We start from the raw sequence: 23,410 nt of genomic DNA on the forward strand, positions 1-23,410 counted from the left end.
CCAAAGGCTCATAGGCTTAACTAAGTATGGTGATAATCCATTCCGGAAGCAATCCCAACAATAACGCAGCTGCAGTAAGCATGCCCAGAAACGCCTTTTGAACAGCAGACAAATAAAGCTTGTCACTGGCTTGTGCAGGACTAAACATGTAAATAATTGGCTTGAAATAGTAATACACCCCGACTAATGACGTAACAACAGCAACTATGACCAGCATTATGTGGTCCGCTTCGATTGCACTTCCAAAAATCAGATACTTTGAAAAGAAACCTGCAAAAGGGGGAATACCTGCCAAGGATAATAGGGCAATAGTCATACAAGTTGCAGCAAAGGGATTTTGGTTATAAAGTCCTTTCACGGCGTCAATGGATGTCGAGCCTTTTGCATTTTCAATTGCGTAGAGTATACCAAACGCAATCAAAGAAGTTGTGGCATAGGATGCGAGATAGAAAAAGAGTATCCCTTCAAACTTAACGCTTCCGGAAATAAAACCAAGCAGCATATAACCAACATGTGCAATGCTGGAATAAGCTAGCATTCGCTTTACATTATTTTGATAGACAGCGATGATGTTCGCTACCAAAAGCGTCAATATGATGATTCCCTGAATTATCGGCAAAACCGACATTTGTACCGAAAAAAAACAAAGGCCGAATATTTTATAAAATGCCCCAACTGCAGCAATCTTCACAACGGTAGACATAAACGCAGTAATCATGGTAGGTGACCCTGCGTAAACATCCGGTGCCCAAAAATGAAATGGCACAACTGAAATCTTAAACGCAAGGCCGACAAGCATTAAAAGTATCCCTACGTAAAAGAACCCGGGCAATCCCGCCTTATGTCCCTCAATGTGCATCGTAATTTCACTGGTATCAAAAGAGCCCGTAGCACCATAAACAAGTGCGATCCCCATAAGTAAGAAACCAGTCGCGAAGCTTCCCATGATGAAATACTTAAAAGCGGCTTCATTTGAAAAGAAACTTTCTTTGTGACTTCCCGCAAGGACATACAATGAAATAGAAAGAATTTCAATCCCTAAAAACAAGATGGCCATGTTATGAAACGAAACCATCATGATACCCCCTACCATTGTAAAGATGATCAACGCGGTGCGATCGGTTTGATGGGATTCACCAATGAAAAATGGTGAAGTAAGACAAAACCAAAAAATCCCAACCACAATTATCAAACAAGTAAATGCCACGGAAAATGGATCAAAGATCAACATGTTATTAAAGAACGTCGCAGAAGTGTTCCAATCACCGATCACTGCCGCCACAGCTACAACGAGTCCGAGAACAATAGCAATGTGCAATCCTTTTTTAAGATTTATTATCTCAGCCACAAGGGAAATAAAACCTAATCCACAAACGATGAGCAATGCATTCATACTATTTGGTCTTGGCGGAAAAATTAACATATAACTCCAGCAAATCTCCCACAGCAGCTTCTGAGATTTTCAATAATGGGTCGGGATGAATGCCAATAACAAAAATCAGGATTACAATCGGGTATAAAACAATCTTTTCGTTTCCCGTAAGATCAGATATGCTCGTAGTTGTCGTAGTGTTTTTTCCAAGCATCATATATTGGAATGCCCGGAGACAATAAACCGCGCCAAGAATAATTGTTAATCCTCCAGTTGCACCTATAATAAAGTTATACTGGAAAAGAGAATTGAGTAACAAAAACTCACCGACAAAACCGCTTGTGAGTGGCAACGCAACTGTTCCTAAGATCGCTATCATCAATACCGTTGTTAGTATGGGAGCGTTAGTTCTAAGTCCTCCTAAAGAAGCGATAACACGTGTGTTTGTTCTGACCGAAATAATCTCACAGATATAAAACAATGCAAAAGCTAGGATCCCGTGACTTATCATCTGTATAAGTGCGCCTTGCATTCCAATTTTATTCAAGGTTAATAAACCTGCCGACATTAACCCAACGTGTGCAATAGACGCATAAGCAATCAACCTTTTGAAATCCTGCTGATAAATGGCGAGTGCGGAGGCATAAACAATTCCTACTACGGAAAGCAACACTGCTACAAAACCCCAATCGGTTACGCCCAATGGAACCATAGGGATCAACCAGCGGATGACTCCGTAGAATCCCATTTTCAACATGATGCCTGACAAAAGCATTGTTCCCTCCACCGGTGCAACGGTATAGGTATCTGGTTGCCAGGTATGAAAAGGAAAAATTGGCATTTTGATAGCAAATGCCAGAAATAATCCCCAAAAAACAAGCCCTTGCTCCGCAGCGCCCAGGCTGCGGCCAGCCGCGTACAACGCCTGAATATCAAAACTATGTTGCCCGGGGGTTTTGTAGTATAAAATCAACAATGCCACCAGCATCAATAAACTTCCTGCGAGGGTGTAAATAAAAAATTTCAGCGTAATACGACTTTTATTTTCACCTCCCCAAATAAGGCATATAAAATAAATCGGAATCAGGGCCATTTCCCAAAAGACATAAAACAAGAACCCATCCAACGCAGTAAACACGCCAATCAGTGCCATTTGCATCATCAAAATCAAGGCGTAAAAGTTGGGCGAATTTTGCCGCGGGCCATTGAACGACGAGAGTATGATGAAGGGCATTAGACCCGTGGTAAGTAATACTAGCAACAGACTGATGCCATCAATCGCAATATGAAAATTGATGCCAAGCGAAGCAATCCATGGTATATTCATAGAAAACGCCGCGGCCCCGGATCCATCAAATTGAAAAATTACAACTAACGACAAAATGAACTCAACAAGTGACGCGAGCAAAGCTATTTGCTTAGAAATTTTTGGACGAAAAATAAAGATCGTCAACGAGACGACTACAGGCCAAAGTATGAGAAACAAAGTTATCATTGTCCAGCAACGCCAGTTAAGGTGGTAAGTGTTAAAATCATAATTATACCAATAACCATTATGAAAATATAAAAACCGATGCTGCCGGTTTGAAGCTTCCTTAAGACATTACTGCTTCCAGTTACAAGTCTACCCATTGAATTGACGATGCCGTCAATAGCCAGTGCTTCAACAATTGTATCGCCAGTCTTTGAAATCCAGAATAACGGCTTGACAATAATTATATCATAGAATTCATCGATGTAATATTTGTGATAAAGTACTTTTTGAATACCTGTCAATCGGCCTTCACCAGCAGGAACATGGCCCTTTTTCACGTATTGCACATAAACAATTCCAATCACCACGAGGGTAAGCGCGACAACTAATGCCATAAGCACGTATTCCGTGGTATGGCTAAGATGGTGAATTTCGATCCCAGATGCAGATGCGAAAACCGGCGACAAGAATTTTTGAAGCCACGATGACCCTAGAAGTACTTCCGGAGTGTTCATAAACCCACCTGTTATTGAAAGAACGGCTAAAACGATCAACGGTATGGCCATACTTTTTGGAGCATCATGTATATGATCCATTGTTTGCTTTTCGTCTCGCGCGGTTCCATAAAAAGTTAAATAAAAAAGTCGGAACATATAAAAAACGGTTAATAACGACGCTATTAGAGCAACGCCCCACACAAACGGGTTATACGCAAATGCATGAGCCAGAATTTCATCTTTTGAAAAGAACCCCGCGAACGGTGGTATACCAGATATTGCCAGGACAGCTACGAAAAATGTAATGTAGGTTACGGGCAGGAGTTTCTTCAATCCGCCCATTTTTCGAATGTCTTGTTCGCCGCGCAAAGCATGAATAACACTTCCGGCACCAAGGAATAACAGCGCTTTAAAAAAAGCATGCGTCGCCATGTGGAAAATTCCCGAAGAGAATGCGCCCAACCCCAAGGCTACGAACATTAGTCCCAACTGGCTAACAGTGGAGTATGCAAGTACTTTCTTAATATCATTTTGAACCAGTGCAATCGTAGCAGCAAACAGGGCAGTCGCAAGTCCTGTGATTAGGATAAGTTGGAGAGTAAAGGGAGAAAGCGCATACAATACGTTATTTCGAGCGACCATATAGACGCCAGCCGTTACCATTGTTGCCGCGTGAATTAACGCAGAGACCGGCGTTGGCCCTGCCATTGCATCCGGCAGCCAGGTATACAGTGGTATCTGAGCACTTTTACCCATAGCACCGATAAAAAGCAAAACCGTGATCCAGGTTAGCGTTGTAACCTCCACTTCAGACGGATTTGTAAAAACAGTCTGATAATCGATGCTGCCAAAATTAATAAAGATGAGGATCACCCCTAATAGCAAGCCCAGATCACCTATGCGGTTCATGATGAAGGCCTTGTTTGCTGCTTTGTTGTAGTCATGGTTCTTAAACCAAAATCCTATCAACAAGTACGAGCAAAGACCTACTCCCTCCCATCCCACAAACATGAGAAGATAGTTAGCGCCCATCACCAACAGGAGCATGAAAAAGACAAATAAATTGAGGTATGAAAAGAATCTGCTGTATCCGGCATCGTCGTGCATGTAGCCTATGGAATAAACATGAATCAAAAATCCAACACCGGTAATAATCAGCAACATGATGGATGAAAGCGGATCAATAAGGAAAGCTATGTCAGCGGAGAAGCCGGAGGTTTGAATCCAGCTTACCAGTGTAATTGATAATACACGCTGATCCGCAGGCAAACTCAACAGGTGAGTGAAAACCGTTATAGACAGGATAAATGAAAACAATATGGTACCACACGCCAGATAGGATGATTTCTTATGAGAAATCTTATGGACGTTCAGGGCAATGATGAGGAAACCCAACAATGGAAGCAACGGAATTAAAGTAATTAACACGTTTATGTTTACCATTTTAAGCGATTCAACATGTTAATATCCGTCGACTTTGTATTTCTAAAAGTCATTACCAATATTGCTAACCCGACGGCTACCTCCGCAGCAGCGACCGCCATTATGAAAAAGACAAATACCTGACCTGCAGGATCGTTGAGGTAGTTTGAAAACGCAACCATCACGAGGTTCACAGCATTGAGCATGAGTTCTATACACATAAAAATCACAATGGCATTTCGTCGATAGAGTACACCAAGCACACCTATGCTGAACAATGTTGCACTAAGCCATAAATAATATTCAATAGGGACCATTCGCTAGAATCTATATTGTTACAGGTTAGTTTTCTTTTCAGCCTTTGCAAGCATTACCACACCCACCATAGCTGCAAGTAGCAATACAGAGGCAATCTCAAATGGAAATAAAAAATCCGTAAACAAAACTTTTCCAAGGTTCTTTACGCCTCCCATCGTGGAAGAAACTTCACCTGCCTCGGAATGTTTTAGAAGTTCAGTTCCTCTTAAAGACCCCACCAACACGACCAATAGTAATCCAGAACAAATGGCGGCAGCAAACTTTAGTATGTTGCTTTTGTGCGGCTCTGACTCTCTATTCAAGTTCAGCAACATGATTACATAAAGAAACAACACCATAATAGCACCGGCATAAACGATGACATGTACCACGGCAAGAAATTCCGCCTGCATTAAAACATAGTGACCGGCAATGGCAAAGAAAGTAATAATAAGATACAAAACACTGTATACAGGGTTTCGGGAAAACACCACCATCAACGCGGATAAAACCGCTACAAAAGAAAGGAAGTAAAACAGGTTAGTTATCACGCTGTCTTCTATTTGTTATGACTAAAAAGTTTTATTTTTTTGAATTGAAGAACCGCCGGCGTTTGACGCTTTGATACATCAATCCTGTTATCTACGGACTCCACCAGTTTATCTTTGCCATAAATAAATCCATCTCGCCCATAATCAGTCGAGACGAGTCTATCTGTTAAAAAAATTGCTTCCTTCGGACAAGCCTCTTCACATAAACCACAAAATATGCAACGTAACATATTGATCTCATAGGTTGAAGCATATTTCTCTTCGCGATATAATTTCTCTTCTCCTTTTTTTCTTTCGGCCGCAACCATTGTTATCGCTTCTGCTGGACAGGCTACTGCACACAACCCACAGGCTGTACACCTTTCAGCGCCCTTTTCATCACGTTTAAGTACATGCTGTCCGCGCCATATTTCGCTTACCTCCCGGGTTTGTTCAGGATATCTAACCGTGGCGCTCTTCTTAAATAAATGTTTTATTGTGATTCCAATGCCACTAAATATTGCGGGAAGATAGATCTTCTCCCAGAAGGTCATTTCTTTTTTTACGACTAGTTTCGATCGGTTCGTCAACATTCTTTAATGGAGTATATACATCCTCACAAAATTCCAAATAATCCTGTTATGAAAATATTGATTATGGCTAACGGTATCAATATCTTCCAGCCCAAATTCATTAACTGATCGTAGCGAAAGCGCGGGATTGTCCAGCGAATCCACATGAAGAAGAAAATGAAGAACCCTATTTTTATAAAAAGCCCAATTGTGCCGATAATAGTAATGATATTTTGATCCATACCAAGGTCATTCATAAACGGGAAATTATACCCTCCAAAATACAAGGTAGAAATCACCGCAGAAGAGATAAACATATTGATGTATTCGGCAAAAAGATAAAACCCAAGTTTCATACTGCTATACTCAGTGTGATATCCACCAACTAATTCTGTTTCACATTCAGGCAAGTCAAATGGCGTTCGATTACATTCCGCAAAAGCGCAGACTAAAAAAATCAAAAATCCCACCGGTTGGTACACAACGTTCCAAAAATTCCAGCTGCTTCCCACTGCACCTGTCTGCAATTCTGTTATCTCCCGCAGACTAAGTGTCCCTGTCATCATGATCAATGCGATAATCGATAAACCCATGGCTATCTCGTAACTTATCATCTGGGCAGACGCTCGTATTGCACCTAACAATGAGAATTTGTTGTTAGAAGCCCAACCGCCAATCATAATCCCATAAACCCCTATGGAAACAACAGCAAAGACGTAGAGAATACCAATATTCAAATCAACAATCTGCAATGAATATGTTTCACCATTGATCACAAGTGTACTGCCCCATGGTATCACTACCCCTGCCATCAGCGCTGTGAGCATGGCAATGCTTGGCCCGAGGACAAATAGTATTTTATTTGAGACGTTGGGAATAATTTCTTCTTTCATGATAAACTTCAATCCATCGGCGAGCGGTTGAAGAATACCAAATGGACCCGCACGATCAGGACCAATCCGATCTTGAAGAAATGCGGCCACTTTTCGTTCCGCATAGGTTGAATAAGCGGCAATAAATAAAGTTATCCCGAACACAACCCCTACAAGAATGGCCTTATAAATGAGGAAAGAGATCATGCTGTAAGAGATTGGTTTGGTTCAGGTAATTGTTTTCCTTTTTCAAAGTCGATTTGGCGCTCAATCTCCTGCTTTAATTTCAACAGATCTATTTTCTCATAATGATTTTGCGATATTACTGAATTTCGATCAATATGACGCGGGCCTTCTATCACCCAATCACTTAACCTTTTATGATCATAACGACACTCGTTGCAAATGTACTCAGTCACTTCTGCATACTTATCCTTTCGGGCAGATACCCTGAGTACTTCATCACCTTTCGTAAAAAGGACCACTTTGCCACAGCACTTATCACAATTTCGATGTGCGTCTAGGGGCTTCGTGAACCATACACGGCTTTTAAATCTAAAGGTGTTATCGGTCAACGCTCCTACTGGACAAACGTCGATCATGTTGCCCGAAAAATCGTTATCAACGGCTTTTTGAATGTAAGTACTGATTTCCGATGTGTCGCCTCTTCCTAAAATCCCATGAACACGGTTGTCTGTAAGCTGGTCGGCGACAAATGTGCATCGATAGCAAAGAATGCAACGCGTCATGTGCAACTTAATCTTATCGCCGATGTCAATTTTTTCGAAAGTCCTTCTCTCCTCCTCGTAACGTGTTTTCGCTACGCCATGTTCATAAGCAAGGTTCTGTAAGTCACATTCTCCGGCCTGATCACAGATGGGACAATCGAGCGGGTGATTGATTAATAGAAACTCCACAACACCCTTGCGTGCTTCAAGGACTTCAGGTGAAGTGATATTCTGAATCACCATACCATCCATAACATTTGTTCGACAGGATGCGACAAGTTTTGGCATAGGGCGAGGATCTTTGGTAGACGTATGTGTCACTTTTACCAAACATACCCGACACTTTCCCCCACTATCTTTCAGACTCGTATAATAGCACATTGCAGGAGGCACAACATCACCGCCAATTTGCCTTGCGGCATTGAGTATTGTCGTACCCTCCGCAACTTCAATTTCTATACCGTCTATTGTTACCTTAACCATAGCTATGCTCTTTATGCATTTGACAATTCAAGTCTTTCTGACCTAAAAGGTTCTAGTTCAAAATGCTTTGGATTTGCTACCTTTTCAGGATATTTGACGTGATACTCAAACTCTTCACGAAAATGACGTATCGCGCTGGCTACTGGCCAGGCAGCAGCGTCGCCAAGTGGACAAATGGTATTGCCTTCAATCTTTTTCGCAACATCCACTAAAAGGTCAATATCGTGCATATGCCCATGACCATGCTCAATTCTATGAAGTACTTTTTCCATCCAGCCAGTGCCTTCGCGGCAAGGGCTGCATTGTCCGCACGATTCATGGTGATAAAAGCGAGAGAATGTCCAAAGATTTCGTACAATGCATGCGGTCTCATCCATCACGATAAATCCGCCCGAACCTAACATTGTACCACTTATAAAACCACCATCGGCAAGCGATTCATAAGTCATTAAGCGTTGCTCCCCTTTCGCAGTTTTTAAAATCAAATGAGCCGGTAAAATAGGAACTGAAGATCCTCCAGCCACTACCGCCTTTAATTTTCTTCCTTTCCAGATACCGCCACAATATTCATCTGAAAAAATAAATTCTTCCACCGGAAGTCCCAATTCGATTTCATATACACCGGGTTTATTAATGTGCCCGCTGGCCGAAATCAATTTTGTACCCGTGCTCTTACCAAGACCAACCTTAGCATATTCGTCTCCTCCACCGTTCACGATTGACACAACAGCGGCAATTGTTTCTACGTTGTTTACAACGGTTGGGGCAGCGTACAATCCCGCCACCGCAGGAAATGGTGGTTTCAACCTTGGGTTTCCACGTTTTCCTTCAAGCGATTCAAGCAAGGCTGTTTCTTCACCACAAATATATGCGCCAGCGCCAGGGTGAACATATAAATCCAAAGAGTAAGGTGTGCCAAGAATATGCTGTCCTAAAAATCCCGCGGCGTAAGCTTCCTCAATCGCCCTTTCTAGGATGCGAACAATGTACATGTACTCACCGCGAATATAGATGTAGGATGTTTTTGCGCCCAACGCATAACTAGCGGTGATCATACCCTCAATCAGTAAATGAGGGATCTTCTCCATGAGGTACCGGTCCTTGAACGTTCCTGGTTCACTTTCATCTGCATTGCACACGAGGTATCGGGGTTTCTCTGATTTTCGATCCAGAAAACTCCATTTTAACCCCGCAGGAAATCCTGCTCCACCTCTTCCTCGTAGTCCCGATTTTTTCACCTCTTCCGTGACAGCGTCGGGTGTCATCGTCTTCAAAGCCTTTTCGACAGAAGCATATCCGCCATGCCTTCGATAAGTCTCGAAAGTTTCAATGGATGGGACGTCGATATGTTCTAACAAGAGCTTTTTAGGCATATTCTTTAATAAATTATGTTAACGTATGAATCGTTTTAAACATTAGTTATCGCATGTATGAGGTCCGTTGGTTTGTAGATTTCAGGTTTTCTAACAAGGTATCTACCTTATCGGTGGTTAAGTTCTCATGGAATTTAGAGCCACATTGTAACATTGGTGCTGTTCCACACGACCCAAGACACTCTACCGTTTTTAAGGTAAACATTCCATCTGGTGTTGTCTCGCCTACTTTTATTCCAAGTTTCGATTCCAGATGATGGACAATGTCATCTGATCCTCTTAGCCAACACGGTCCTGTTTGACAAACTTCGATTAAACATTTGCCTACCGGTTTAAGGTTGTACATCGAGTAAAAGGTCGCTACTTCATAAACCTCAATTGGTTTTATTGCAAGCAATCCGGCAACATAATCCATCACATCAGGGCTTAGCCATCCATCAAACTCTGCCTGCGCCAAATGCAAAACCGGAAGCAATGCAGACTTTTGCTTACCTTCCGGATAGCGTCTGATGATTTTATTTACCAATGCAAGTGTTTCCTCTGAGAATCGCATGCGTTTGTTAACTATGAGTCGAGTTCAAGTAATTATTTATCAGTTTAGTTATTTTCAATTTTCATCAATATTGTGAGCGTTACGCATCAAGTTCTCCCGCGATCACATTCATGCTACTCATTGTCAAGATTGCATCTGACAACATTGACCCTTTGATCATTTCAGGATATGCCTGATAAAAAATGAAACATGGCCTTCTGAAATGAAGTCTGAAGGGTGTTCTGCCTCCATCGCTGATTAGATAAAACCCAAGTTCCCCATTACCACCTTCTACAGAATGGTATACTTCACCCTTTGGAACATCTGTCTCGCCCATCACAATTTTAAAGTGGTAGATCAACGCTTCCATGTTATTGTATACCTCCTCTTTGGGAGGCAAATAGAAATCAGGAATATCGGCATGGAACGGTCCATCAGGCAATTTATCGATGGCCTGACGAATGATGTTTAGGCTTTGCCACATTTCCTCCTGGCGAACCATAAAGCGATCATATACATCTCCGTTGGATCCTACGGGAATTATAAAATCAAAATCCTGATAGGATGAGTACGGCAGGGCTACACGAACGTCGTAGTCAACGCCAGCAGCTCGCAAGTTAGGCCCGGAAAAACTATAGTTGAGGGCTCTTTCCGCGGTAATGCCTCCTACTCCAACAGTTCGATCAATAAAAATTCGGTTTCGCTTCAAAAGATTTTCAAATTCCTTCAGGACCAAAGGAAACTCCTTTAAAAATCTATTGATTTTATCCCATGCCTTTGGCGAAAAGTCTCGTTCAAAACCACCGATGCGCCCGATGTTAGATGTTAACCTGGCACCGCATATTTCCTCATAAATTTCATATACCAGTTCACGTTGTTGGAACATGTAAACAAAACCTGTTAACGCGCCGGTGTCTACACCAATTACGGCATTACAAATAAGGTGATCGGTAATGCGCGCAAGTTCCATGATGATGACGCGAAGGTATTGCACCCGTTTGGGTATCTCCACTCCCAACAGTTTCTCGACGGTCATGTGCCAGCCTATGTTGTTGATGGGCGCCGAGCAATAGTTTAATCGGTCGGTGATGGGCGTGATCTGATAAAAAGGACGTCGTTCAGCCAACTTTTCAAATGCCCTGTGGATATAACCAATAGTGGGTGTTGATTCCACGATCATCTCCCCATCCATTTTCAAAACATTTTGAAAAATGCCATGCGTTGCCGGGTGTGTAGGCCCTAGGTTGAGATAAGAATATTGTTTCTCCTCTGGCTGATAAAATTGATCTGGTGTTTCTTTTAATTCCATTTCTTAGCGGCCAAACATCGTATCATTTTTATCCTGACGAATCTGATCTTCTAATGGATATTCTTTTCGCATCGGAAAAATTATCATCTCGTCAACATTTAATATGCGCGTGAGGTTCGGGTGGCCTTCAAATATAACACCGTAAAAATCATATGTCTCGCGCTCCATCCAATTTGCCGCTGCAAACACACCAGTTAACGTAGATACTGTTGGTTTATCTTCAGGGAGGAATATTTTTAACCGAAGCCTTGCATTGGTATACAAATTATGAAGCTGATACATAATGGCGATTTGTTGCAGCTCAGGATAATGGATTCCGCATAACGTTGTGAGGTATTGAAATTTTAGCTCCGGATGATTGTATAAAAATTGAATGATATGTGTGATCTTATCCTTCTTCAACGTAATCGAAAAAAAGTCATATTGCATTCCTGCATGAAGGATTTGATCTTCAAATTGTTCCTTCAGCGCAATTAGAATTTTGTCCTGCAGGTTTACATCCATTTACTCTATTCCGTAAGTGTTGAGCATAGCCTTGTACTCCTGTAAATCCCGTCTCCGCAAGGACTCCGATTCCACCAGGTGTTGTATCTTGAGAATTCCGTCAATTATCTGTTCAGGTCGTGGCGGGCAGCCCGGTACATATACATCAACGGGAATAATTCTGTCAATCCCTTGAAGCACACTATAAGTATCAAATATTCCTCCACTTGAAGCACAGGCACCAACAGACAAAACCCACCTGGGTTCTGCCATTTGTTCATACACCTGCCTAAGCACCGGACCCATCTTTTTTGCAATAGTGCCCATCACCATTAACAAGTCAGCTTGGCGCGGTGAAAAACTTAGTCTTTCGGAACCGAAACGAGCCAAATCATAATGAGCACCCATTGTTGCCATGAACTCAATTCCACAGCAAGAAGTAGCAAAGGGCAGTGGCCATATCGAATTTTTTCGTGCAAGACCAACAACTTTCTCCAAACTTGTAGCAAAAAAACCAGCGCCTTCCAAGCCATCCGGTTTTTCACTCATAATTACTTTTCCTGATGTTTCCATAGTCGCCCGCCTAATCCTCCCATGTTAAAGCACCCTTTTTTCGGATATAGAAAAACCCAATCAGCAATGCAGCTATGAAGAGTAACATTTCAACAAATCCTTCAGTGCCCAACTCTTTAAAATTAACTGCCCACGGATACATGAATATGACTTCGATATCAAATAGCACAAACAAAATCGCGACTAAAAAGTATTTGATATTAAAGGGAATTCTAGCGTTTCCTTTTGCTTCAATTCCACATTCAAAAGACTCTAACTTAACATTTGTTTTGCGCTTTGGGCCTAAAAGGTGGGTTGCCAACATCGTTACACCGACAAAGCCAGCTGCAACGAGGAACATAAGCGCTATAGGAGCATATTGAACTAGGGAACCTTCTTCCATGGGCCCGAAATTACAAAATATCCTTGCTAAACTTTTTAATCATGACGTTTAAAATATTACATAGCCGGTATGCATACGTTTGTCGTTAGAAAAAATTAAAGAGCTCGCTTTAGCCTCGTACACGGGACTTGCAAAAGAACAGCTAGCTTTTGCTACGTCTTCTACTCTTAAAAAATGAAATGACCAGTGGTATGGCCGTTACGAGTATCATCCCAAAAACTATATACTCCAGATATTCAATTAAGTTGGGGAATGCATTACCCAAAAGGTGACCTGCCATTACCATGGTGACGACCCAAACAGTCGCGCCGAGGAAGTTGTAAATCAAAAACTTCTTAAAATTGATGTGTGTCATTCCCGCCAGAATAGGTACAAATGTCCTAACAATTGGCAAGAACCTTCCAAGAACAAACGCCATCATACCATGTCGCTGATAAAATGCTTCTGTCAGTTCAATGTATTTCTTCCGGTAGAAAAAACCTTCCGATCGATTCTCCAGGTATGTTTTTGCCCAACGTCCTACGCCGTAACCGACAGTGGTTCCAAGAACCGCCGCTCCAACCAAAAGAATTATAAGGATGGTAACGGGAGTATCTAAATATGGGGACTCCGACAGCAAACCAGCGGCAAACAACAAAGAATCTCCAGGAAGAAAAAATCCAAAAAATAGCCCAGTCTCAGCAAAGATGATTAATAACAAAAGTACTAATCCACCATACTGAATAAGGGCTTCAGGATTTACTAATTCAGATAATGACATTACAAGTTTTTTAAATCGGAGTCTTTATGACTTCAAGCTCCCAGTTAATAAAATATTCCAGTTAATAACTTCTTTAAATATATGTCAACCTATCACGGAACCGTAGAAAATGCATAGATATAAAAAACATTTCTTTGATATGCATTTATGAAAAGGGATTCTGATGCCAATGGATTGACTAACTGAAAAAGGCCACCACAGGTTCTGATCGCATGGGTCATAACAGTTATCTTGTTCAGGGCTTCAAAGTGTACCCTTTCTCTGAATCGTTCCTGCACCGATATTATTGTATCTGGCATTTCACCATCACATGTGAGGAGGCTTTTAGACCAATGCGAATAACCGTTAGCTTGCGCCCCGAAAAGAAGGCTGGCGATGATGAGCAACATCATGCACACTACTTTAATAACTTTCCCTGATTTTAAAGTGGCATTGTCCATCTTAATCTGTAAAGGTAAAAGAAATTTTCTAGTTAGGGCAAACGAATGAAATTGATTCAAGCTTTTATGTTTCGCGATTTATTCAAACCTTTCTAGCCTTTACTGAAAAACTTAGCTATTTCAAATGGCATGCAGCAGTCTCCGTACATTCCCTTAAGGATTATTCAAATCAGAAAAGATACCAGCAACACCAAGTCCTTTATTTTAAAACAAATGCATGGCCCTGCAATTAAATACAAGCCGGGCCAATTCTTAACCTTAGTATTCAAGAAACCAAATGCTGAGGAGCGGCGGTCATACTCCATTTCATCCACGCCTTTTTTAAATGAACCGTTGACCATAACGGTTAAGCGGATAGATAATGGTGAATATTCGAGATATCTCTTTGATGTAGCCCAAGTGGGTGATGTTCTTGTAACAATAGGTGCCTCTGGATATTTTACATTACCTGAAAATCTTACGAATTATCCACAAACCTTTTTTCTTGCCGCAGGAAGCGGAATCACACCAATTCTTCCATTAATAAAAACAGTATTGTACAACAGTCCTGCTGTACACGTCACTTTAATTTACAGCAATCGTAGGAAAGAAGATTCAATATTTTTGAATGAACTTCAATTTCTGAGCAAGGAATTTCCCAACCAATTTAACCTTGAATTGTTGTTTAGCGTTTCGCAGAATTTACTCAAAGCCAGGCTTACCAAATTTGTACTGTTACAGTTCATTCAAAAAAATGTTACTCAAAAATATCAAACGCTTTTTTATATCTGTGGCCCCTTCGACTATATGCAGATGGCCACGATTACCCTACTGACGGAAGGAATTCCGCTGGAAAATATTCGAAAGGAAAATTTTAGCACTGAAAAGCCGGTCATCAAAGAATTACCCCCTGATATTAAACCTCATCATGTTCAAGTAAATTTTTCGGGCAAACAATATCACCTCACTGTCCAATATCCGACTACCATCCTTGAAGCCGCAAAAAGAGAAAGGATCATGTTGCCGTACAGTTGTGAAGTAGGAAAGTGTGGCACATGTTCAGCTACCTGTTTGAAAGGAAACGTTTGGCATGCTTATAATGAGGTACTAATGGATCGTGAATTGGAAAAAGGAAGAATCCTTACTTGCACCGGATATCCGTATGGAGACGAGGACATTATTATTCACTTTCCCGAAGCAACGGAAGACAGTCGATAATTATTTTTTCAGGCAATAAATTGTGCTTTCACTGCTGGTGAACAATAATCGATCGTGACTAATTGCGGGAGTAGAAAAGATCGCTCCCAAGTTGTACTCCATGCCTATAAAATCAGCTGGTGTTTTTATGAAATTCATGATATCATCGCGGAAGGAATCATCGGGTTTGAAATACTTCAGATGATGTTTCTGATAATTTTCTGTGGTGTAAACCCATTTGACTTTGCCTTCAATCAAATCGATGCCAAAAAGTTTACCCATGAGGGTACCAACGTAAGCCATTCTTCTAGTCAGCGCGCAAGGTCCAAAAATATTAAACTTTACGTTTGTCCTCCATAACTCTTTTCCAGATCGGCTATCCATCGATACAAGCACGCGATCATCTGAGGTACCCACATATATCACGGAGTCTCTAGGCGTAACAGCCATCGCCCACCCAAAGGGAAAAGTTTTATTCCAATGCGCATATCCCTGCATGGCATCTATTGCATATAAGTTGTAATCGCGCGCGCCGAAATAAACCAAATCATTTACAACAACGGGTGACCCCTGTACTTCACCGTCAGGAAAAAATCGATGCCCTACTGTTTTAAATTTCCAAAGTAAGTCGCCGTTTTCCAGACCGAGGGCGTAGAGATTTCCGTCAAAGGATCCGATGAACAACCTGTCTTTATATATCACAGGTGTAGTATGAACAATACCATCGGTTTTAAACACCCAGACTACCGCCCCATTTTTAACATCCAATGCATATACCCTGCCATCACCGGCGCCAAAAAATATTTTGCCGTCATTGATCACCGGCGCAGATTGAAAATAATCCGCAAAATCGTAACGACGATCTCCGAGCAAGCCACCCTTCGTTTTAAAGGTCCAAGCTATTTTACCGGAATGCTTATCAATGGAATACAAAGTTGCATCTCCGCTGTAAAGAAAAACATAATCTCCGTTCAGGCTTACCGTTGATCTAATCTCACCGCCGGTCTTAAACTTCCATTTTAGTTTACCCGTAAAAATATCAACAGCATATAATGTGCTGTCCAAGCTCCCTGCGTAAACAATGTTTTCTGAAATTACCGGTGACGAAAAAAAAGGACCTTTCGCTTTGAACTTCCATTCGATTGAAGGGAGCTTCTCAAAATCAGCTACGACATCCGATTCAGTCTGACCATACAGCAGTATAACGGCTAACTGCAGCAGCACTACAGAGGCTATTTTTTTCAACATCTTGAAAATGCTTTTGTCTACCTCAAAATGAAAAATAAAATCATGGAATGGTATACCACCAATAGCGTGAAAAGTTCCTGTTAGATGAAGGTATTTGGGTTAAGAAACCGTCGGCATTAAGTGGCCAACACAAAAACAACCATGCTTTTTGGGCCATGAGCACCTAACACTAGTGATTGTTCAATATCAGCAGTTTTAGACGGGCCAGCGATGAATGTACCGTAATCGTAACTGGGATCTATTTTTTCATACACTTCGTGAAGGGAGGGAACAATATCCCTTTTATGGATAACCAGCGCCAAATGCTGAGCGATGAATGGAATTGCCCTGTCACCCATTAGTTCATTTGTAACCCACACTGCGCCATTTTCAGCAACACCGAAGTGTCCACGCAAAACAGCAAGATCTACGTCTTCAAATGAATGTGCATTATCCGAAAGGTCGCTATTAAACCATGGTAATTCTGCTATCGTCGTTACAATTCTGTTCGTTGACGAATAGTGTTTTTGCACATATTCATTTATCGATTCAAGCGTGGTTATCTCAATTACAGCGCCTCCAATCTTCTCTAAGATACTTTTAAAATCATTAAAATAGTCACCCGCACCAATTGCTGCCTTGGACAAATCAGGTAATGTTTTCTGAGGCGGCTGATTGCGTAAAATGTTTTCAAGTATCTTCTCCCTACTTGCCATTTTTCCCTCTGTTTTGCTGATACCATTGATTGAAAGATTGGGCAGGAGGTTTCGGCATATCACGCTGTTTATACCATGGGTTAAATTTATTATTCAACACAAATGGAATATATTTCATGACCATCCGTCCAACAATACCACTCCACTTAAAGGTTCTGGAATTAGACAAAACTGCAGCCATACCCTTCATACCAAATGCTTTTCCTGAATTTACATATCCATTTTTAACGAGCACTTGGCGCCATTTATAGAGCTGATCATGAATATCAATTTTTACTGGACAAACATTGCTACAAGAGCCGCACAAGGTTGACGCAAAAGGAAGATCTGCGTATTTTTTCATGTCTAATCCGGGTGCTAGTATAGACCCAATGGGGCCGGCGATTGCATAATGATAACTGTGCCCTCCACTTCGACGGTATACAGGGCAAGTATTCATGCATGCGCCGCATCGTATGCACTTTAAAGCATTTCTAAAATCATCACTCTTAAGACGTTCACTTCTGCCGTTGTCGACAAGTACAACATGCATCTCTTGCCCGGCACGTGGCTTTTTAAAATGACTTGAATAGGTTGTTATCGGTTGGCCTGTGGCACTTCGCGCGAGCAGGCGAAGAAAAACTCCAAGATGCTTCCGCTGTGGGATGATCTTTTCAATTCCCATACAAGCAATATGCACATCCGCCAGCTGCGTTCCAAGATCGGCATTCCCTTCATTGGTGCATACCACTACTTCGCCGGTTTCAGCAATCGCGAAATTCACACCAGTGATGGCTACTGAACTTGTTAAGAAGCGTTGCCGTAAATGTTGCCTTGCCGCTGCTGTGAGGAACTGTGGATCAGCATTACCTTTGGGTGTTCCCAAATGCTGGTGGAACAACTCTCCTATTTCTTCTTTTTTCTTGTGAATGCACGGTAGCACGATATGACTTGGAGGTTCATGAGCAAGTTGCACGATTCGTTCACCCAGGTCGGTATCTATTACCTCAATACCCTGTGCCGCCAAATATTCATTCAGATGACATTCTTCCGTCAGCATCGACTTGCTCTTGACTATCTTCTCAACCCCTTTCTTATGAATGATATCAAAAACAATAGCATTATGTTCTTGTGGTGTAGACGCCCAATGAACTTTGATTCCATGTTCAGTCGCATGTTGCTCAAATTGAAGCAAGTATGCATGCAGGTTACTCAAAACGTTTTCCTTTATTTGAGATGCCTGTTCTCGTAATTGCTCCCACTCAGGGATCTGCCATGCAGCCTTATCCCGTTTTTCACGAATGAACCATAAAGTTTTATCATGCCAGTCTACACGGGCCTCATCGCGGTTAAACTTGGAAGACAAGCCAGCATGATCCATATTATCTCCCGGCTTCATGAAGTGGCGTTTAGTATTTCAGCGATATGAGCGACCTTAACATGACTTCCTTGACGTCGAAGAATCCCTTCCATGTGCATCAGGCAAGACATGTCACTTCCAGTAATAACCTCTACGCCATGAGCCAAGTGATCCTTCACACGGTCCTTTCCCATCTTCACCGAAACCGCTTCCTCGGTTACACAAAACGTTCCTCCAAACCCGCAACATTCATCCTTCCGGTCGAGGGAAATCAATCTTAAATCTTCAACCATATTAAGCAACACTTCCGCTTTCGAAAAAGCGGGACCAACAATCTCTGACATTTGAGAGAGCATCAGTCCACGTTGACCATGGCAACTTTGATGCAGCCCAACAGCATATGGAAACCGGGAATTAAGAGCTGTAATTTTAAGGATGTCCGTTAGGAATTCGGTGAGTTCATAAGTTCGGTTTTGAATGATCTTGGCTTGTTCGTGCCTGGATACCGACTTCAAATGATGCTTTACATGAAGAACACAACTACCAGAGGGTGAAACAATAAAGTCAAATTCATTAAAGTTATCTATAAACAGCTCATTAACATCTTTTGTCATGACCTCAAAGCCCGCATTGGCCATCGGTTGCCCACAACAAGTTTGATTAATCGGGAACTCAACGCTCACCCCAAGTTTTTCTAGTAGTTGCAAAGTAGCGATTGCAACCTGGGGATAAAATTGATCAATGTAGCAAGGTATAAATAAGGCTACCCTCATATGTCAGCTTCTAATCATCGGGCTAAGTTAATGATTCATGGATAGCCACAAATAAAAAAGGTTGGTGTTAACCAACCTTTTAAATCAATGTGATTCTTTTAGTTTTCGAGGCCGAGTTCCTTATATCTTTTTTGAATTCTGGCAATTTGATCTTGCATGTCAAGGTCAGAATAGATGCTTGATAAGGTATCCAAAACTTCCTGATCATCCGGCTTAATTTTTTCAGCCTTTTCCCAATAAGGAAGTGCGAGTTTTAGTTTTTCAACAAGCACCTTATCAAGTTCAAGTTTTTTCTTCTTGTCAGCAGCAGAAATACCTAAATTTGACATTTCTTTTTTGATTGCTACCGCTTCACTGCTCATGAGTTTGGCAAGGTAAAGTTGGGCTTCAAAATATTGCGGGTCTATTTTAAGAGCATCCTCATAATTCTTTTTGGCAGTTGCATTATCATTTAAGCTTTGATTTGCGTATCCCAAATAGAAGTGAAGGATCTTATTGTTCGGTTCTTTTTTGATAGCATTTTCCAAACCACTCTTAGCTTCATCAATTCTTTGAAGGTCGATCAGCAGTCCGATTTCAACCTTTGGGAAATCAGGGTTGGCAGGGAACTTTGTTTTTGCTTCGCGAACAAGCTTCAGCGCTTCTTCCTTATTTTCTTTTGGACCGCTATTGATGTTGATCAAAATTGAATAAGCATCAGAAGATTTTCCACCAAGCTCGATGTATTTTTTGAAGTTCTCTTGTGCTTTGTCGTATTGCTCCAGGCTGTTGGATACAAATCCAGCATAGAAATACGAAGTAGTATCGCTAGGCATTATTTCCTGTGCCTTTTCAAAGTTTTTCAATGCACCTTCAAGGTCTTCTTCCTGATATTGTGCTGCACCTTTGTTAAGATATCCACCTTGCCAGTTGGTCAGCTGCTGAGATTTCAGGATAGGTAATCCACTTGCATCGGTGATAAATAATTCTTTATCGCCTTTGTTTAGTTCATCCGCCTTCTTAAACGATTCAACAGCTGTTTTGTACGCATCCGTTGCAAGTGCCTTATGTGCTTCATTGGTCGTTGTGTCTATAGATGCATAGATCAATCCCCGATAGTACCAGGTCTTCGCATCGTCTTTTGTTTTTTCATAGGTTGTAGCAAGATCGATATTTGCTTTGGCCTCGTCGAGTTTTCCCTCTTTCCAGGAGTTTAACGCTTTGTTAAGGTTTGGCTTTGGCGTCTTTTGTGCATAGACAGATACTGTAGCAAACAATAACAGTAAAAGTGTAATTCGTTTCATTTTAAATACAGGTTTATTATTAATTGATTAGGGTTGTTGTTGTTGTTCGTCTTCTATTTTTTCAATCTTTTGTATCTTTTCTATCGACGAGATTTGATCATCCTCATTAAGCTTGATTAGTCTGACGCCTTGTGTGGCACGTCCCATAATGCGAAGCTCACTTACTTTTATCCGGATGGTAATCCCTGATCGATTGATGATCATAAGCTCATCGTCGTCGACCACTTCCTTGATGGCAACAAGCTTGCCAGTTTTCTCCGTAATATTTAATGTTTTCACGCCTTTACCGCCACGCTTGGTGATGCGGTAGTCATCAATCAACGATCGTTTGCCATAGCCCTTCTCTGATACAACTAACAAATTTGCGTCTTCACGGTTTATACAAACCATTCCAATTACTTTGTCATTTTCAGACTCGAGGGTTACAGCGCGTACACCGGTGGCGGTACGTCCCATGGGCCTGACATCTCGTTCATTAAAATGCACTGCCTTGCCTTCACTTTTCGCTATAATAATGTGGTTCTTTCCATTTGTTAACGAGGCATTTAAAAGCCTATCCCCTTCCTGAATGGAAATTGCATTTATACCACCCTGGCGAGGCCTTGAATAAGCTTCCAAAGAGGTTTTCTTAATAGTTCCTTTTTCGGTACAGAGGATCACAAAATTGTTATTGGTATACTGCTCATCCTCAAGATTTTTTACGTTTATAATTGCACGTACCGTATCGCCCGGCTCTATGTTAATGAGATTTTGGACAGCGCGGCCTTTGGAGGTCTTTGTGCCTTCCGGAATTTCATAAACTCTTTTCCAATAAACTTTCCCCTGGTTGGTGAATATCAATAGGTAGTTATGGGCTTGTGCGATAAACAGGTGCTCGGTAAAATCATCTTCCTTGGTCGAAACTCCTCTTGATCCAACACCACCTCTTCCCTGTGTTCTATACTCCGACAATGACGTTCGCTTGACATAACCCTGGTTGGAGATGGTTATTACCATATCCTCGTTTGGGATCATATCTTCGAATGAAATATCATCCTCATTGAGGACTATTTCTGTTCTTCGGGCGTCTCCATATCGTTCTCTCAATTCTGTCAACTCGTCCTTGATGATTTGCATCCTTAAAGATTCATTGGCCAGAATATTATTCAACCGCTCAATAAGCTGCTTTACCTCGTTATATTCTTGCTGAATTTTATCGCGCTCCAGACCTGTGAGTCGCTGCAACCGCATATCCAAAATAGCTTTTGACTGGATCTCGGATAAACTGAAGCGGGTCATTAAACCCTCCTTTGCCGTCTCAGGATCTTTTGAATTACGGATCAATGCGATCACTTCGTCCAGATTATCTAGGGCAATTAAATAGCCCTCCAGAATGTGTGCTCTTTTCTCGGCCTCCGCTAATTCAAATTTAGTTCTGCGAACAACAACTTCATGGCGATGTTCGACAAAGTATTTAATGAGATCCTTCAGATTAAGTGTAAGTGGTCGTCCTTTTACCAAGGCCACGTTATTTACACTAAAGGCCGATTGAAGCTGTGTATATTTAAATAAGTTATTGAGAACGATATTGGGGATAGCATCCTTCTTCAAATCATAAACTATCCTGTACCCTTCACGATCCGACTCGTCACGAATATCTGAAATGCCTTCAATTTTCTTTTCATTTACAAGCGCTGCAGTTTTCTCAATCATCATCGCTTTGTTCACCATGTATGGAATTTCGGTGACAACGATTTGATCTTTGCCTGTGCTGGAGGTAACTATTTCTGCTTTAGACCTAACAACAATCCTCCCTCGCCCGGTCAGATAAGCTTCCTGAATGCCAGAATGCCCATAGATTATACCACCTGTGGGGAAATCTGGAGCTGTAATGAATTTCATCAATTCCGGAATGGTGATCTCACTATTATCGATGTATGCAATAACACCATTGATGACTTCCGTCAAATTATGTGGTGCCATGTTGGTTGCCATTCCTACGGCGATCCCCGAAGAGCCATTCACCAACAGGTTAGGGAATTTTCCAGGTAGTACAGTTGGTTCGGTTAGTGAGTCATCGAAGTTAGGCTGAAAGTCTACCGTATCTTTATTAATATCTGCCAGGAGCTCCTCCGCGATTCTGCGCAGACGGGCTTCAGTATAACGCATAGCCGCCGGCGAATCACCGTCGATAGATCCAAAATTTCCCTGTCCATCCACCAAGGTGTAGCGCAATGACCAATCCTGAGCCATACGCACCATTGTATCATAAACTGAAGCATCACCGTGCGGATGATATTTACCAAGTACTTCCCCGACGATTCTGGCCGATTTCTTATATGGTTTGTTGTAGTTAACACCCAGTTCCTGCATTCCATAAAGTACGCGACGGTGAACAGGTTTTAAACCATCCCTAACATCGGGAAGCGCCCTTGAAATAATTACCGACATCGAATAATCGATGTACGCTCCCCTCATTTCATCCTCAATATTTATCGGTATTATACTCTGTCTTGCGGGAGGTAAATCATTCTTCTCTTCTGCCATGTAGAATTGAAATTGTTAAACTTAATTGGGCTTTTTTTAGAATCGTGCAAGATAGTAAAAAACGGTATTGAACAAGGCGGGAATGTTAATAGTTGTACGTTAAAATTAATAGCAGATGATATAAGATCGATAGTGCTTATACACCTTCCTAAATTATATCCAGCTTAAGGTTATCTTTTACATTTATCACTCTAAAATTAGCTGGGCCCAGGGCTACTGGGTCGGCAAAAAAATCTGTGATGAAAGTGGGTAGGCGGAGACGAGGGGCTAA

The 23,410-nt window shown here is 41.6% G+C and carries 23 protein-coding genes; 1 reads left to right on the forward strand and 22 read right to left on the reverse strand.

Annotated features, from left to right (window positions below; all coding sequences use genetic code 11):
- Window positions 1-16 precede the first annotated feature (16 nt).
- The 16 genes from P2W71_RS14615 to P2W71_RS14690 all read right to left on the reverse strand — a co-directional run bounded on the left by P2W71_RS14615 (window position 17) and on the right by P2W71_RS14690 (window position 14,099).
- Window positions 17-1,393, reverse strand: a complete 1,377-nt coding sequence (locus P2W71_RS14615) for an NADH-quinone oxidoreductase subunit N (protein WP_276372008.1) — start codon at window positions 1,391-1,393, stop codon at window positions 17-19.
- Window position 1,394: 1 nt separating this feature from the next.
- Complete coding sequence (locus P2W71_RS14620) at window positions 1,395-2,867, reverse strand: NADH-quinone oxidoreductase subunit M (RefSeq protein WP_276372009.1); 1,473 nt, start codon at window positions 2,865-2,867, stop codon at window positions 1,395-1,397.
- On the reverse strand, window positions 2,864-4,786 hold the full coding sequence (gene nuoL, locus P2W71_RS14625; protein WP_276372010.1) for an NADH-quinone oxidoreductase subunit L: 1,923 nt from the start codon (window positions 4,784-4,786) through the stop codon (window positions 2,864-2,866). The genes P2W71_RS14620 and nuoL overlap by 4 nt, the downstream gene beginning before the upstream one ends.
- Complete coding sequence (gene nuoK, locus P2W71_RS14630) at window positions 4,780-5,082, reverse strand: NADH-quinone oxidoreductase subunit NuoK (protein WP_276372011.1); 303 nt, start codon at window positions 5,080-5,082, stop codon at window positions 4,780-4,782. Before nuoK ends, nuoL begins: the two co-directional genes overlap by 7 nt.
- Before the next feature lie 18 nt (window positions 5,083-5,100).
- Window positions 5,101-5,613 carry an NADH-quinone oxidoreductase subunit J gene (locus P2W71_RS14635; protein ID WP_276372012.1) on the reverse strand — a complete coding sequence of 171 codons (513 nt, stop codon included), beginning with the start codon at window positions 5,611-5,613 and terminating at the stop codon, window positions 5,101-5,103.
- A gap of 8 nt (window positions 5,614-5,621) precedes the next feature.
- Complete coding sequence (locus P2W71_RS14640; protein ID WP_276372013.1) at window positions 5,622-6,185, reverse strand: NADH-quinone oxidoreductase subunit I; 564 nt, start codon at window positions 6,183-6,185, stop codon at window positions 5,622-5,624.
- A 23-nt stretch (window positions 6,186-6,208) separates the two neighbouring features.
- Window positions 6,209-7,243 (reverse strand): NADH-quinone oxidoreductase subunit NuoH, encoded by a 1,035-nt coding sequence (gene nuoH / locus P2W71_RS14645; protein WP_276372014.1) that lies wholly within the window; start codon window positions 7,241-7,243, stop codon window positions 6,209-6,211.
- The gene (locus P2W71_RS14650) at window positions 7,240-8,247 is read right to left on the reverse strand and encodes a 2Fe-2S iron-sulfur cluster-binding protein (protein WP_276372015.1); all 1,008 of its coding nucleotides are present in this window, start codon (window positions 8,245-8,247) and stop codon (window positions 7,240-7,242) included. Before P2W71_RS14650 ends, nuoH begins: the two co-directional genes overlap by 4 nt.
- Before the next feature lie 11 nt (window positions 8,248-8,258).
- The gene (nuoF, locus tag P2W71_RS14655) at window positions 8,259-9,620 is read right to left on the reverse strand and encodes an NADH-quinone oxidoreductase subunit NuoF (protein WP_276372016.1); all 1,362 of its coding nucleotides are present in this window, start codon (window positions 9,618-9,620) and stop codon (window positions 8,259-8,261) included.
- 46 nt (window positions 9,621-9,666) lie between these two features.
- Window positions 9,667-10,173 carry an NAD(P)H-dependent oxidoreductase subunit E gene (locus P2W71_RS14660; RefSeq protein ID WP_276372017.1) on the reverse strand — a complete coding sequence of 169 codons (507 nt, stop codon included), beginning with the start codon at window positions 10,171-10,173 and terminating at the stop codon, window positions 9,667-9,669.
- Between the two features lie 79 nt (window positions 10,174-10,252).
- Complete coding sequence (gene nuoD / locus P2W71_RS14665; protein ID WP_276372018.1) at window positions 10,253-11,461, reverse strand: NADH dehydrogenase (quinone) subunit D; 1,209 nt, start codon at window positions 11,459-11,461, stop codon at window positions 10,253-10,255.
- A 3-nt stretch (window positions 11,462-11,464) separates the two neighbouring features.
- Window positions 11,465-11,965, reverse strand: a complete 501-nt coding sequence (locus P2W71_RS14670; protein WP_276372019.1) for an NADH-quinone oxidoreductase subunit C — start codon at window positions 11,963-11,965, stop codon at window positions 11,465-11,467.
- Entirely contained in the window at window positions 11,966-12,517 is a 552-nt protein-coding gene (locus P2W71_RS14675; protein WP_276372020.1) for an NADH-quinone oxidoreductase subunit B, read from the reverse strand.
- A gap of 10 nt (window positions 12,518-12,527) precedes the next feature.
- On the reverse strand, window positions 12,528-12,899 hold the full coding sequence (locus P2W71_RS14680; protein ID WP_276372021.1) for an NADH-quinone oxidoreductase subunit A: 372 nt from the start codon (window positions 12,897-12,899) through the stop codon (window positions 12,528-12,530).
- 142 nt (window positions 12,900-13,041) lie between these two features.
- Entirely contained in the window at window positions 13,042-13,659 is a 618-nt protein-coding gene (locus P2W71_RS14685) for a VTT domain-containing protein (protein ID WP_276372022.1), read from the reverse strand.
- A 92-nt stretch (window positions 13,660-13,751) separates the two neighbouring features.
- Entirely contained in the window at window positions 13,752-14,099 is a 348-nt protein-coding gene (locus P2W71_RS14690) for a hypothetical protein (RefSeq protein WP_276372023.1), read from the reverse strand.
- A 129-nt stretch (window positions 14,100-14,228) separates the two neighbouring features.
- On the opposite strand from P2W71_RS14690, the gene P2W71_RS14695 reads away from it, so the two are divergent.
- Window positions 14,229-15,296: a ferredoxin--NADP reductase gene (locus tag P2W71_RS14695; protein ID WP_276372024.1), complete on the forward strand. Its 1,068-nt coding sequence runs from the start codon at window positions 14,229-14,231 to the stop codon at window positions 15,294-15,296.
- Here the strand turns inward: P2W71_RS14695 and P2W71_RS14700 are convergent, their stop codons facing one another.
- The 6 genes from P2W71_RS14700 to gyrA form a co-directional block, all read right to left on the reverse strand.
- A complete protein-coding gene (locus tag P2W71_RS14700) occupies window positions 15,297-16,523 on the reverse strand; it encodes a PQQ-binding-like beta-propeller repeat protein (protein WP_276372025.1) in 1,227 nt (408 codons plus the stop codon).
- Between the two features lie 116 nt (window positions 16,524-16,639).
- Complete coding sequence (locus P2W71_RS14705; RefSeq protein ID WP_276372026.1) at window positions 16,640-17,218, reverse strand: LUD domain-containing protein; 579 nt, start codon at window positions 17,216-17,218, stop codon at window positions 16,640-16,642.
- A complete protein-coding gene (locus tag P2W71_RS14710; protein WP_276372027.1) occupies window positions 17,208-18,596 on the reverse strand; it encodes a lactate utilization protein B in 1,389 nt (462 codons plus the stop codon). Before P2W71_RS14710 ends, P2W71_RS14705 begins: the two co-directional genes overlap by 11 nt.
- The gene (locus P2W71_RS14715) at window positions 18,593-19,330 is read right to left on the reverse strand and encodes a (Fe-S)-binding protein (RefSeq protein WP_276372028.1); all 738 of its coding nucleotides are present in this window, start codon (window positions 19,328-19,330) and stop codon (window positions 18,593-18,595) included. The genes P2W71_RS14710 and P2W71_RS14715 overlap by 4 nt, the downstream gene beginning before the upstream one ends.
- A 98-nt stretch (window positions 19,331-19,428) precedes the next feature.
- Complete coding sequence (locus P2W71_RS14720) at window positions 19,429-20,613, reverse strand: hypothetical protein (protein ID WP_276372029.1); 1,185 nt, start codon at window positions 20,611-20,613, stop codon at window positions 19,429-19,431.
- 27 nt (window positions 20,614-20,640) lie between these two features.
- The gene (gene gyrA / locus P2W71_RS14725; RefSeq protein WP_276372030.1) at window positions 20,641-23,139 is read right to left on the reverse strand and encodes a DNA gyrase subunit A; all 2,499 of its coding nucleotides are present in this window, start codon (window positions 23,137-23,139) and stop codon (window positions 20,641-20,643) included.
- Window positions 23,140-23,410 lie beyond the last annotated feature (271 nt).

This window comes from Chryseolinea sp. H1M3-3 (assembly GCF_029360725.1).
Classification (GTDB): domain Bacteria; phylum Bacteroidota; class Bacteroidia; order Cytophagales; family Cyclobacteriaceae; genus Chryseolinea.

Coding starts and splice junctions, on each gene's coding strand:
- P2W71_RS14710 (WP_276372027.1), bottom strand. CDS start 18,596: ATGAAGCCGGGAGATAATATGGATCATGCTGGCTTGTCTTCCAAGTTT.
- nuoD (WP_276372018.1), bottom strand. CDS start 11,461: ATGGAATTAAAAGAAACACCAGATCAATTTTATCAGCCAGAGGAGAAA.
- gyrA (WP_276372030.1), bottom strand. CDS start 23,139: ATGGCAGAAGAGAAGAATGATTTACCTCCCGCAAGACAGAGTATAATA.
- nuoF (WP_276372016.1), bottom strand. CDS start 9,620: ATGCCTAAAAAGCTCTTGTTAGAACATATCGACGTCCCATCCATTGAA.
- P2W71_RS14685 (WP_276372022.1), bottom strand. CDS start 13,659: ATGTCATTATCTGAATTAGTAAATCCTGAAGCCCTTATTCAGTATGGT.
- P2W71_RS14695 (WP_276372024.1), top strand. CDS start 14,229: ATGCAGCAGTCTCCGTACATTCCCTTAAGGATTATTCAAATCAGAAAA.
- P2W71_RS14660 (WP_276372017.1), bottom strand. CDS start 10,173: ATGCGATTCTCAGAGGAAACACTTGCATTGGTAAATAAAATCATCAGA.
- nuoL (WP_276372010.1), bottom strand. CDS start 4,786: ATGGTAAACATAAACGTGTTAATTACTTTAATTCCGTTGCTTCCATTG.
- P2W71_RS14715 (WP_276372028.1), bottom strand. CDS start 19,330: ATGAGGGTAGCCTTATTTATACCTTGCTACATTGATCAATTTTATCCC.
- P2W71_RS14620 (WP_276372009.1), bottom strand. CDS start 2,867: ATGATAACTTTGTTTCTCATACTTTGGCCTGTAGTCGTCTCGTTGACG.
- P2W71_RS14700 (WP_276372025.1), bottom strand. CDS start 16,523: ATGTTGAAAAAAATAGCCTCTGTAGTGCTGCTGCAGTTAGCCGTTATA.
- P2W71_RS14680 (WP_276372021.1), bottom strand. CDS start 12,899: ATGGAAGAAGGTTCCCTAGTTCAATATGCTCCTATAGCGCTTATGTTC.
- P2W71_RS14640 (WP_276372013.1), bottom strand. CDS start 6,185: ATGTTGACGAACCGATCGAAACTAGTCGTAAAAAAAGAAATGACCTTC.
- nuoK (WP_276372011.1), bottom strand. CDS start 5,082: ATGGTCCCTATTGAATATTATTTATGGCTTAGTGCAACATTGTTCAGC.
- P2W71_RS14720 (WP_276372029.1), bottom strand. CDS start 20,613: ATGAAACGAATTACACTTTTACTGTTATTGTTTGCTACAGTATCTGTC.
- P2W71_RS14650 (WP_276372015.1), bottom strand. CDS start 8,247: ATGGTTAAGGTAACAATAGACGGTATAGAAATTGAAGTTGCGGAGGGT.
- P2W71_RS14705 (WP_276372026.1), bottom strand. CDS start 17,218: ATGGCAAGTAGGGAGAAGATACTTGAAAACATTTTACGCAATCAGCCG.
- nuoH (WP_276372014.1), bottom strand. CDS start 7,243: ATGATCTCTTTCCTCATTTATAAGGCCATTCTTGTAGGGGTTGTGTTC.
- P2W71_RS14675 (WP_276372020.1), bottom strand. CDS start 12,517: ATGGAAACATCAGGAAAAGTAATTATGAGTGAAAAACCGGATGGCTTG.
- P2W71_RS14670 (WP_276372019.1), bottom strand. CDS start 11,965: ATGGATGTAAACCTGCAGGACAAAATTCTAATTGCGCTGAAGGAACAA.
- P2W71_RS14690 (WP_276372023.1), bottom strand. CDS start 14,099: ATGGACAATGCCACTTTAAAATCAGGGAAAGTTATTAAAGTAGTGTGC.
- P2W71_RS14615 (WP_276372008.1), bottom strand. CDS start 1,393: ATGAATGCATTGCTCATCGTTTGTGGATTAGGTTTTATTTCCCTTGTG.